The organism is Stenotrophomonas sp. B1-1, from assembly GCF_010894375.1.
Taxonomy (GTDB): Bacteria; Pseudomonadota; Gammaproteobacteria; order Xanthomonadales; family Xanthomonadaceae; genus Stenotrophomonas.
This window is the reverse complement of sequence record NZ_JAAIUZ010000015.1, coordinates 1-9747: the sequence shown is the minus strand read 5'-3', so window position 1 is coordinate 9747 and position 9747 is coordinate 1. Positions and strand designations below refer to the sequence as shown.

Below are 9747 nucleotides of genomic sequence, written 5' to 3'. Positions count from 1 at the left end.
CACCGCTCCGGTAGGTGCCAACCTTGGTTGGCACCCGCACCGCTCCGGTAGGTGCCAACCTTGGTTGGCACACGCACCGCTCTGGTAGGTGCCAACCTTGGTTGGCACACGCTTACCCAAGGCCCAGTCATTCCCCGATGTTCACCGCAGGCAGGCCCGCCCATGCTTGCTTCCATGAACAGCCCTCGACTTCTGCTCGGCCGTCACTCCAGCATCGGCCTCAGCTACATCCTCACCACCGTTGTGCATGGCCGCGCTCCGTTGCTTGCCGGCGACGCTGCTGCAGAACTGGCGATCCGCGAATTCCAGCGCCTCGACCAGGAAGGCTTCACCCGTTCCATTGCCTACGTAGTCATGCCCGACCACATTCATTGGCTGGTCGAACTGCGCGCAGGAACACTTGAAACGGTGATGAAGCGTTTCAAGTCGCGCACGGCACAGCAGGTGAATCGATCCTCAGGGCGAATCGGGCGCTTTTGGCAGGGCGGCTATCACGATCACGCGATTCGATCAGATGAATCGCTGTACCGGCATGCGATGTATCTGATGGGTAACCCGATCAGAGCTGGGTTGGCGGTACAGGTCGGGCAATATCGACACGCGTGGTGCGAATGGGAGCTGGAATCGCCAAGTGGTTGTCTGGGATCCACTGGCACTGACGAATAGTGCCAACCAAGGTTGGCACCTACCAGAGCGCTGGGTGTGCCAACCAAGGTTGGCACCTACCTGGGCGGGGTGTGTGCCGACCAACGGTCGGCACCCACCAATACAGCTGTCAACCCAGCAGGGTTTCCAGCACGGCCATGCGTACGGCCACGCCGTTGGCGACCTGGCGCAGCACCCACGACTGCGGGCCGTCGGCCACTTCGTCGGTCACTTCCACGCCGCGGTTGATCGGGCCCGGGTGCAGCACGGCGGCGTCCTTGCCGGCGCGGGCCAGGCGTGCGGCGGTCAGGCCGTACTGGGCGTGATACTGCTCCAGCGACGGCACCAGGCCTTCTTCCATGCGCTCGCGCTGCAGGCGCAGCATCATCAGCGCATCGGCACCTTCCAGCATGGCGTCGAAGTCGTCGCCGACCACGCAGCCCTTCAGGGTTTCATCGTCCGGCAGCAGCGACTGCGGGCCGCACACGCGGATCTCGCCCACGCCCAGCGTGCGCAACGCATGCAGGTCGGTACGGGCCACGCGCGAGTGCTTCACGTCGCCGACGATCACCACCTTCAGCTTCGAGAAGTCCGGGCCCTTGGCCTGGCGCAGGGTCAGCATGTCCAGCAGGCCCTGGGTCGGGTGCGAGCTGCGGCCATCGCCGGCGTTCACCAGTGCGGTGCCCTCGCCGGCCGCGGCGGCCAGTGCCGCCACCGCGCCATCGTCGGGGTGGCGCACCACGAAGCCGCGCACGCCCATCGCTTCCAGGTTCTTCAACGTGTCGCAGGCGGTCTCGCCCTTGCGCGTGGAAGACGTGGAGGCATCGAAATTCAGCACGTCGGCGCCCAGGCGCTGTGCCGCCAGCTGGAACGAACTGCGGGTGCGGGTGGACGGTTCGAAGAACAGCGTGCACACCGCCGAACCGGCCAGCACCTGGCGCTTGTTGCCAACCCGGCCAACGGCCGCATCGCGGATCTGGCCCGCGCGGTCGAGCAGCTGCACCAGGGTTTCGCGGGGAAGGCCTTCAAGGGTCAACAGGTGGCGCAGGCGGCCGGAGGCATCGAGTTGCTGGGCGGTCATGGCAGGCGTCGTGCAGTCAGGGAATGGGGATGGCGTCGTCGGGGGACGACAGCCAGCGGTCGATGATCACCGCCGCAGCCACGGCATCCAGCGCGGCTGCATCACGGCGGCGCTTGCGCCCTTCGGCGCGCTCGACGGCGAAACGGCGGGCGGCTTCGACCGAGCTGGAACGCTCGTCGATCATCACCACCGGCAGCTTGAAACGTTCCCGCAGCTGGCGGGCGAAGCCCTGCGCGCGCTTGCGGTTGGGTTGGTCCTGGCCATCCAGGGTAAGCGGATCGCCCACCACCAGGCCGTCGGGCTTCCATTCCTTGATCAGGCGCTCCACGGCGGCCCAGTCGGGGCCGTTGCCGTGCACATCCACCACGGCCACCGCGCGGGCATGCGCGGCGAACGCGCTGCCGATGGCCACGCCAATCCGCCGCGAGCCGACATCGAAGCCGAGCACGGTGCCATCGCGGCGGATCACGGCCGGCTCAGACATGGCCGCTGTAGTCGGTCAGGCGGAACAGGTCCACGCCGATACGCGCCGCGGCGCCCTGCCAGCGCTGTTCCAGCGGCAGCTGGAACACCACTTCGGCATCGGCCGGCACGGTCAGCCAGCTGTTCTCGGCCAGTTCGCTTTCCAGCTGCCCTGCCCCCCAGCCGGCGCAGCCCAGGGTGACCAGCGCATTGGCCGGGCCTTCGCCGCGGGCCATGGCTTCCAGGATGTCGCGCGAGGTGGTCAGGAACAGACCATTGCCCACTGCCAGGCTGGAATCCCACGCGCGGGCATCGTCATGAATGACGAAGCCGCGTTCAGGGTGTACCGGCCCACCGTTGAGCACCATGCGCGCCTGCAGCTCGCCATCGCCGGTGGCGATGTCCATCTGCGCCAGCACCTCGCCCAGCGTGTACTCCGACGGCTGGTTGACCAGCACGCCCATGGCGCCGTTCTCGTCGTGCTGGCAGATCAGGGCGACGGTACGGGCGAAGGTGGCGTCGGTCAGCGACGGCAGCGCGACGAGCAGGTGGTCGGCAAGGGAAGTAGGCGTTACAGGCATGGCGGCCATTCTACCTGCTGGGGCCGCACGCGGGCGCGAAGGCATGGTCTAGGATGGCCGCATCCAAGGAGGAAACCCCATGCAACAGGACGCACCACTGGCGTGGCCGACGCGCAGCATGATCGTACTGATCGCACTGCTGCAGGGTCTGGCGCTGTACGCCGCGCAGGAACTGAACGACACCACGCCCTTCCAGGAGATTGCCTGCCGCTACGGCTGGAATGCCTGGGTGCTGACCGTGCCCACGGCGCTCGGCCTGACCTTGGTCGACCTGAAGGACCGCCGGCTGTGGCTGCATGCGGCGCTGGCATCGCTGCTGGTGGTGGCGCTGGCCGGCTGGGTGGGCTGGAACCTGCGCGGCATGGAAGGCATCTGGATTTCCGCGCTGCGTGATCCGCTGGCATTGGGCCTGGCGGTGGCGACCTTCGTGGCCCTGCCCTGGTGGCAGTTCCGGCTGCAGCACGGGTCCTGGCGCGCCGACCACGCCGCCCTGTTCGAGCGTGCCTGGCAGAACGGGCTGGTGCTGTTGCAGGCGGCGGTGTTCACCGGCCTCGGCTGGATGCTGCTGTGGTTGTGGGCCGCCCTGTTCACGCTGGTAGGGGTGACCTTCTTCGAGCAACTGTTCGCCGAGCGCGCTTTCGTGGCACTGGCCACCGGCACCCTGGCCGGGTTCGGTGTGCTGATCGGGCGCACTCAGCACCGCGCCATCCAGATCACCCGCCAGGTGCTGTTCGCGATCTGCCGCGCGTTGCTGCCATTGCTGGCCTTCATCGCCGTGCTGTTCGTGGTGTCGCTGCCCTTCACCGGGCTGATGAGCAGCGCAGGTCACCGTTCGCCAGCCAAGGAGCTGCTGACCCTGGCGCTGCTGCTGATCTGCCTGGTCAATGCCGTGTACCAGCGCAGCGACAGTGAACTGCCCTACCCGCGCCTGCTGCGGCGTGCGGTGGAAGCCAGCCTGCTGACGTTGCCGATCTACGCCGGACTGGCGTTGTACGCACTGGCGCTGCGCATCGGCCAGTACGGCTGGACCATTGATCGTTTCTGGGCCACGGCCGCCGCGCTGATCACCGCCGGCTACGCCCTGGGCTACGCGCTGGCCGTGGTCCGGCCCGGGCAGCGCTGGCTGCAGGGCGTGGAACCGGTGAACCGGGTGATGAGCTGGGTGGTCGTCGCTGTGGCGGTGCTGGGCAATTCCCCCGTACTGGACCCGGCGCGCATCGCCGCGACCAGTGTGGCCGAGCGGCTGCGCAGCAACCCCGCGCAACTGGTGGTGCGCGACGTCAATTACCTGCGCGAACACAGCGGACGTAAGGGCGTGGAAGCGCTGCGCAGGCTGCAGCAGGACCCCGCCATCCAGGCCGACCGCCGCGCCTCGAGCATCATTGCCCAGCAACTGAGCGGCAAGAAGCTGCACCGCTATCAAATGGAGAGCCTGGCGGACGCCGGCGTCTACGACCTGGCCACGCTGAAGGCGCGCATCCACTTGGCCAAGGGCAGCACATCGCCGCCAGACAGTTGGTGGCAGGCGGTGCTGGATGACCTGGACAGCACCGAGTGCCTGTCCAGCAACGAGGGCTGCATCGCCCTGCAGCGCGACCTGGACGGCGACGGGCAGCCGGACGTGCTGCTGTGCCAGATCCGAAGGGCATGGGGTCCGCAGTGCGACCTGCACACCCTGGACGAGGGACAATGGACGGACGTGGGGCAGATCCACTTCGGCGCAGAGGCCGCCAACCAGGCGCTGCGTGAAGGCCGTCTACAACTGCGGGACAGCCGCTGGCCGGAGTTCCTGCTGGATGACCAGGCGTCCACCCTGCAGTACAACAACGACTTCGGTAAAAGGCGCAGCAAATGAGCGGATACTGCCTCATCGCCCCGGGCCATCCGGTGCACGATTACTACCACGCCCATGAATACGGCTTCCCGCAGCGCGACGAACGCGAACTGTTCGAACGCCTTGTGCTGGAAATCAACCAGGCCGGGCTGAGCTGGGAAACCATCCTGAAGAAGCGCGAGGGCTTCCGTGCGGCCTACGATGGCTTCGACGTGGACCGCGTGGCGGCCTATGCTGAGCAGGACATCGAACGCCTGCTGTCGGACACCGGCATCATCCGCAACCGGCTGAAAGTGCTGGCCGCGATCCACAACGCCCAGGTGATCCAGCAGCTGCGCGCGCAGCACGGCAGCTTCGCCGCATGGCTGGATGCCCACCACCCGCGCAGCAAGGCCGACTGGGTGAAGCTGTTCAAGAAGACCTTCCGCTTCACCGGCGGCGAGATCACCGGCGAATTCCTGATGAGCCTGGGCTACCTGCCCGGTGCGCACGCCGAGGATTGCCCGGTGCATGCGCGGCTGGTGAAGCTGGCCCCGCCGTGGCTGCAGGCGGCCGGCCGCTGATGCAGATCCGCCGGGCCATACCCGGCGAACGCAGTATGTGCGGTCACACTCCCATGTAACGGCCGGGGCGGTGGTTGAACATCAGCACCAGGCTGAGCACCACCGCGCCGATGGCCGAGTACATCACCTTCGACGGCGACAGCACGAAGAACGCGGCCACCATCAGACAGGCATCGAAGGACATCTGCACCTTGCCGGCACTCCAGCCGCGGGTGCGCTGCAGGTATACCGCCAGGATGCCGATGCCGCCCAGGCTGGCCCGGTGGCGGATGAAGAACAGGATGCCCAGGCCGGACAGCGCGCCGCCCACCAGCGCCGAGTACAGCGGCGCCATGTGCGAGAAGTCCGCCCAGCGCGGCAGGATGTCGGTCAGCACGCCACAGGCAGTGACCGCGGCGAAGGTCTTCAGGGTGAATTCCCAGCCCATGCGGCGCACGGCCACCCAGTAGAACGGCAGGTTCACCAGTACGAACACCAGGCCGAAGTTCCAGCCCATGGCGTAGTGCAGCAGGAAGGCTGCCCCGGCCATGCCGCCGATCATCAGCCCGCCCTTGGCGAAGATGGCCAGGCCCAGCGAGGCCACCAGCATGGCCAGCACCATGCCCTGCACGTCTTCGGCGACGGAATGGCGAAGTGCTTTGTCGTCGGCCGGGGTGCCGGCACTGTCCGGCGGCGGTGTCAGCGGACCGGCGGTGACCAGGTGGCCGTCAGCGTCGTCGCACGGCGCGGGGCCATGGGAATGCAGGGACATGGGTGTGGGGGTGCAGCAGTGGGGACGCGTATTAGACACGATCCCGATGACAGTTGCAGATGAAATCGATTCAGTTGGGTTGCCGGCGAACGGCGCAGCCCCTCGTGGCTGGGCGGCATTGCGTGGTTCGTCGGCTGGGCCGGGCGGGGTGGGTGCGCGGGACACGCCGTAAACCCGTCCATGGGGGCTCGTAGGCGCCATCCATGGCGCCTGCGGTCCCGCGCCCCCACCCCGCCCGGCCTTGGACAGGTTCCGTGCGCCGTCCAGCCACGTGAGAAAAAAAAAAAGTAAACGCGGGTCGCTTCGCTCGGTGAAGCGGGGGTCAGCGCGCGGCTTTGAGATGGTGGGCGACCAGGGCGTTGGCGTGGCCGTGGCCCAGGCCGTGCTCGGCCTTCAGGTAGCTGACCAGTTCCATGTGCTTCAGGCCCGGCTGCTTGGCCAGCAGGCCCAGCCAGTGCGCCACCGGCTGGCCGTAGGTTTTCTCGATGGAAGGGAAATACGAAGCCGGGCCTTTCGGCGGGGTGTCAGTACTCATGTGCAGCTCCTGTTGAACGTCATTCATTAGACGAACCACACCACCACAAATCGACAACATCACGACAACGGGGTCGGAGCCCGTTGCACAGCACCGGGATCCGACCCCGTGCAATACCGACAGATCGCAGGAAACTGTCGAAGGCGGGGTGGGTCCGGTTGAGGGGGCGTGAGCCGCATGGATGCGGCGACCGAGCTTACATGGGTGAGGGCGCTTTGCTTGCGAAGCACTGCTTCGCAAGCGCCCGAACGCCCAGCCGCCAGCGGCTGGGCCGGGCCCCGGAGGGGGACTTGCGCCGTCCCCCTCAACCGGACCCACCCCGCCATCCCACGGATAGCCCGCCTTTGACGTTGCTGTTGACGTTGACGTTGACGTTGCTTCGGCAGGTGCCGGGCGCAGCCCGGCCGTATCATCCCCTCATGCCCCGTGAAAACCTCAATGACCTGCAGGCCTTCGTCCACGTCGCCCGCGAGGGCAGCTTCACCCGCGCTGCCGCGCAGCTGGGCGTGTCCCAGTCCGCACTGAGCCATGCCATGCGAGGCCTGGAAGAACGCCTGGGCGTACGCCTTCTGACCCGCACCACCCGCAGCGTGTCCACCACCGAAGCCGGCGCGCGCCTGCTGCAGTCGCTGGCCCCACGGCTGGCGGAAATCGAAGATGAACTGGCCGCCCTGGCCCAGTACCGCGAGCGCCCGGCCGGCACCATCCGCATCAACGCCACCGGCCACGCCGCCGAGTACCTGGCCTGGCCCCGGCTGGCGCCGCTGCTGCAGCAGCACCCGGACCTGAACGTCGAACTGACCACCGATTACGGCCTGGCCGACATCGTCGCCGAGCGCTACGACATCGGCATCCGGCTGGGCGAACGCCTGGCCCGCGACATGGTGGCCGTGCCGATCAGCCCACCGCTGCGCATGCGCGTGGTCGGCGCACCGGCGTACTTCCGCCAGCACGTGGCGCCGGTGCACCCCCACGATCTGGCCGCGCACAACTGCATCACCCTGCGCCTGCCCACCCATGGCGGGCTGATGCCCTGGGATTTCGGCCGCGACGGCGGCGAGCTCAGCGTGCGGGTGTCTGGGCAATGGACCTTCAACACCATGGGCATGACCCGCACCGCCGCGCTGGCCGGCAGCGGCCTGGCCTGGCTGCCCGAAGACCAGGTGCAGGCCATGCTGGACGACGGACGCCTGCAGTCGACGCTGGATGACTGGTGCCCCACGTTCGACGGCTATTACGCCTACTACCCGTCACGCCGCCATGTCAGCGTGGCCATGCGCACCGTGCTGGACGCGCTGCGCGGGCCGATGGGGTGAAAGCTGAAGGAGTGCGGACCAACGGTCCGCACCCACCGCCAACGGTCCGCACCCACCACCAACGGTCTGCACCCACAATCAACGGTCCGCACCCACCACCACCGGTCCGCATCACCACAGATCAGGTCAGCCCTTGGCCTGCGCAGCGCGCTGCGCGTTGTAGCGCTCGCCGACGATCGCCACTTCGTCCAGCACCTGGGCGATGTGCTGCAGTTCCTGCGGCGACAACTGCAGGTCCGCAGCGGCCAGGTTCTCTTCCAAGCGGTGCACCTTGGTGGTGCCGGGAATCGGCACGATCCACGGTGCCTGCGCCAGCAACCAGGCCAGCGCCACCTGCGCCGGGGTTGCCCCACGGGCCGCGGCCAGGGTGCTGATGCGGTCCACCAGGGCCTGGTTCGCACGGCGCGCTTCCACCTCGAAACGCGGCACCGTGTTGCGGAAGTCGTTCTCGGCGAAGGTGGTGTCGGCGGTGATCGCACCGGTCAGGAAACCACGGCCGAGCGGGCTGAACGGCACGAAGCCGATGCCCAGTTCCTGCAGCGTGGGCAGTAGTTCGCGCTCGGGCTCACGCCACCACAGCGAGTACTCGCTCTGCACCGCCGCCACCGGCTGCACCGCATGCGCACGGCGCACGGTGGCCGCGCTGGCTTCGGACAGGCCGAAATGCAGCACCTTGCCTTCGGCAATCAGCTCGCCCACGGTACCGGCCACGTCCTCGATCGGCACGTTCGGGTCCACGCGATGCTGGTAGAACAGGTCGATGCGATCGGTGCGCAGGCGCTTCAGACTGGCTTCGGCCACCGCGCGGATGTTCTCCGGTCGGCTGTCCAGGCCGGTATCGGTGCGCGCCTGCTTGAAGCCGAACTTGGTGGCGATCACCAGCTGGTCGCGGTACGGCGCCAGCGCCTGCCCGACCAGTTCTTCGTTGGTGTACGGGCCATAGACTTCGGCGGTATCGAAGAAGGTCACGCCGCGTTCGACCGCCGCGTGCAGCAGGGCAATGCCCTGCTCCTGCGCCACCGGCGTGCCGTAGCTGTGGCTCAGGCCCATGCAGCCCAGGCCCAGCGTGGAAACCTTCAATCCGCTGCGGCCGAGTTCACGTGTCTGCATCGTCGTGTTCCTGAAAGGGGGAACGACGACGATACGCCTGCCAAGCCGCCGGATTGAACGGCCTGGATGGCAGTCAGTCATGACTGGAATTCATCAATCGGTATCAGAACCGACGACCGGCCAGCATCACCCCGAACACCAGTGCCAGCAGCAGCACGCTGCCGCCAACGATCAACAGCAGGACATGCCAACCACCGAAACGGTCCATCTGCTGCATGTCCACCCGCTCATCCTGGTGGTAGCGGCGCAGCAGGCTGTTGATCGGCAGCACCGGCATGAACGCCAGCACCGAGAGCAGCCCTACCCCGCCGCGTACCTGGCCAACCAGGCACAGCAGGATGTAGAACACCGTCAGCATGCCCGGGGTGAACGCCAGGATGCGCCGCCGGTTCTCGGCCACGGCCTGCAGTTCACGGAAGCAGAAGTACGCCCAGATGGGTGAGAACAGCGCGCGTGCCCAGGGCCATTGTTCGCCCCCGCTCTCCCGCTTGATCGCCCGCCAGTTCCGCCAGAACCAGTACATCGGGTACACGCCCAGGGTGGACAGGGACAGTGCGACGATCTTCATGGTGGGCGGCGAATAGTAGACCGCCGCGGTGGACGCGGTCTGGCTGGCCAGCGGCGTCGGCGCGGGCGCCGGCGTGGCCGGCAGCACCGGCGGGCGCGCAGGCGCAGCCGCCGGCGCACGGTACGGGTCGTGCAATTCCATGTGCAAACCTGTTGTTGTCGCGCCGGCGCGGTGCCGGCTCCCCCTGTCCCGCGAACGCGGTGACGGCGCGACTATCGCAGAACCCCCCGGTAGAGTCGAGATCCTATGTTCGTGGTCAAGTCTGCTGGAAGCAGGCTTGACCCACTTTCAGCATGCTCGG

11 protein-coding genes are annotated in these 9747 nt (G+C 67.4%); 4 read left to right on the top strand and 7 right to left on the bottom strand.

Translation table 11 applies throughout. The annotated features are described in order from the left end of the window. Positions 1-174: 174 nt before the first annotated feature. A complete protein-coding gene (locus G4G00_RS13190; protein ID WP_108754740.1) occupies positions 175-666 on the top strand; it encodes a transposase in 492 nt (163 codons plus the stop codon). Between the two features lie 109 nt (positions 667-775). Here the strand turns inward: G4G00_RS13190 and G4G00_RS13185 are convergent, their stop codons facing one another. Genes G4G00_RS13185 through G4G00_RS13175 form a run of 3 tightly spaced genes read right to left on the bottom strand, consistent with a single transcriptional unit; the run spans position 776 to position 2769 of the window. Continuing rightward, positions 776-1726: an aspartate carbamoyltransferase catalytic subunit gene (locus G4G00_RS13185; protein ID WP_108752372.1), complete on the bottom strand. Its 951-nt coding sequence runs from the start codon at positions 1724-1726 to the stop codon at positions 776-778. A gap of 16 nt (positions 1727-1742) precedes the next feature. Then, positions 1743-2210, bottom strand: a complete 468-nt coding sequence (ruvX, locus tag G4G00_RS13180; RefSeq protein WP_108748791.1) for a Holliday junction resolvase RuvX — start codon at positions 2208-2210, stop codon at positions 1743-1745. Continuing rightward, entirely contained in the window at positions 2203-2769 is a 567-nt protein-coding gene (locus tag G4G00_RS13175) for a YqgE/AlgH family protein (protein ID WP_108748790.1), read from the bottom strand. Before G4G00_RS13175 ends, ruvX begins: the two co-directional genes overlap by 8 nt. A 79-nt stretch (positions 2770-2848) precedes the next feature. Between G4G00_RS13175 and G4G00_RS13170 the strand changes: the two genes are divergently transcribed. Together G4G00_RS13170 and G4G00_RS13165 are read left to right on the top strand one after the other, a co-directional pair. After that, positions 2849-4624 (top strand): DUF4153 domain-containing protein, encoded by a 1776-nt coding sequence (locus tag G4G00_RS13170; RefSeq protein ID WP_108752371.1) that lies wholly within the window; start codon positions 2849-2851, stop codon positions 4622-4624. Further along, positions 4621-5166 carry a DNA-3-methyladenine glycosylase I gene (locus G4G00_RS13165; protein ID WP_108755579.1) on the top strand — a complete coding sequence of 182 codons (546 nt, stop codon included), beginning with the start codon at positions 4621-4623 and terminating at the stop codon, positions 5164-5166. The genes G4G00_RS13170 and G4G00_RS13165 overlap by 4 nt, the downstream gene beginning before the upstream one ends. A 43-nt stretch (positions 5167-5209) precedes the next feature. Here G4G00_RS13165 and G4G00_RS13160 read toward each other — a convergent pair whose 3' ends face one another. Next, a complete protein-coding gene (locus tag G4G00_RS13160) occupies positions 5210-5917 on the bottom strand; it encodes a YitT family protein (RefSeq protein ID WP_108748787.1) in 708 nt (235 codons plus the stop codon). Between the two features lie 322 nt (positions 5918-6239). Further along, a complete protein-coding gene (locus G4G00_RS13155; RefSeq protein ID WP_108752369.1) occupies positions 6240-6452 on the bottom strand; it encodes a DUF4287 domain-containing protein in 213 nt (70 codons plus the stop codon). A 419-nt stretch (positions 6453-6871) separates the two neighbouring features. Between G4G00_RS13155 and G4G00_RS13150 the strand changes: the two genes are divergently transcribed. Beyond that, the gene (locus G4G00_RS13150) at positions 6872-7768 is read left to right on the top strand and encodes a LysR family transcriptional regulator (protein ID WP_108748785.1); all 897 of its coding nucleotides are present in this window, start codon (positions 6872-6874) and stop codon (positions 7766-7768) included. 126 nt (positions 7769-7894) lie between these two features. On the opposite strand, the gene G4G00_RS13145 is transcribed toward G4G00_RS13150, so the two are convergent. Beyond that, positions 7895-8878, bottom strand: coding sequence for an aldo/keto reductase (locus G4G00_RS13145; RefSeq protein WP_108761401.1), 984 nt, complete (start codon positions 8876-8878; stop codon positions 7895-7897). A gap of 103 nt (positions 8879-8981) precedes the next feature. Then, positions 8982-9587, bottom strand: coding sequence for a hypothetical protein (locus G4G00_RS13140; protein WP_108752367.1), 606 nt, complete (start codon positions 9585-9587; stop codon positions 8982-8984). Positions 9588-9747: the final 160 nt, after the last annotated feature.

Bases quoted from the DNA above. Each gene is read 5' to 3' on its own strand.
- G4G00_RS13175 (WP_108748790.1), bottom strand. From the start codon at position 2,769: ATGCCTGTAACGCCTACTTCCCTTGCCGACCACCTGCTCGTCGCGCTG.
- G4G00_RS13160 (WP_108748787.1), bottom strand. From the start codon at position 5,917: ATGTCCCTGCATTCCCATGGCCCCGCGCCGTGCGACGACGCTGACGGC.
- G4G00_RS13190 (WP_108754740.1), top strand. From the start codon at position 175: ATGAACAGCCCTCGACTTCTGCTCGGCCGTCACTCCAGCATCGGCCTC.
- G4G00_RS13150 (WP_108748785.1), top strand. From the start codon at position 6,872: ATGCCCCGTGAAAACCTCAATGACCTGCAGGCCTTCGTCCACGTCGCC.
- G4G00_RS13170 (WP_108752371.1), top strand. From the start codon at position 2,849: ATGCAACAGGACGCACCACTGGCGTGGCCGACGCGCAGCATGATCGTA.
- G4G00_RS13155 (WP_108752369.1), bottom strand. From the start codon at position 6,452: ATGAGTACTGACACCCCGCCGAAAGGCCCGGCTTCGTATTTCCCTTCC.
- G4G00_RS13145 (WP_108761401.1), bottom strand. From the start codon at position 8,878: ATGCAGACACGTGAACTCGGCCGCAGCGGATTGAAGGTTTCCACGCTG.
- G4G00_RS13165 (WP_108755579.1), top strand. From the start codon at position 4,621: ATGAGCGGATACTGCCTCATCGCCCCGGGCCATCCGGTGCACGATTAC.
- ruvX (WP_108748791.1), bottom strand. From the start codon at position 2,210: ATGTCTGAGCCGGCCGTGATCCGCCGCGATGGCACCGTGCTCGGCTTC.
- G4G00_RS13140 (WP_108752367.1), bottom strand. From the start codon at position 9,587: ATGGAATTGCACGACCCGTACCGTGCGCCGGCGGCTGCGCCTGCGCGC.
- G4G00_RS13185 (WP_108752372.1), bottom strand. From the start codon at position 1,726: ATGACCGCCCAGCAACTCGATGCCTCCGGCCGCCTGCGCCACCTGTTG.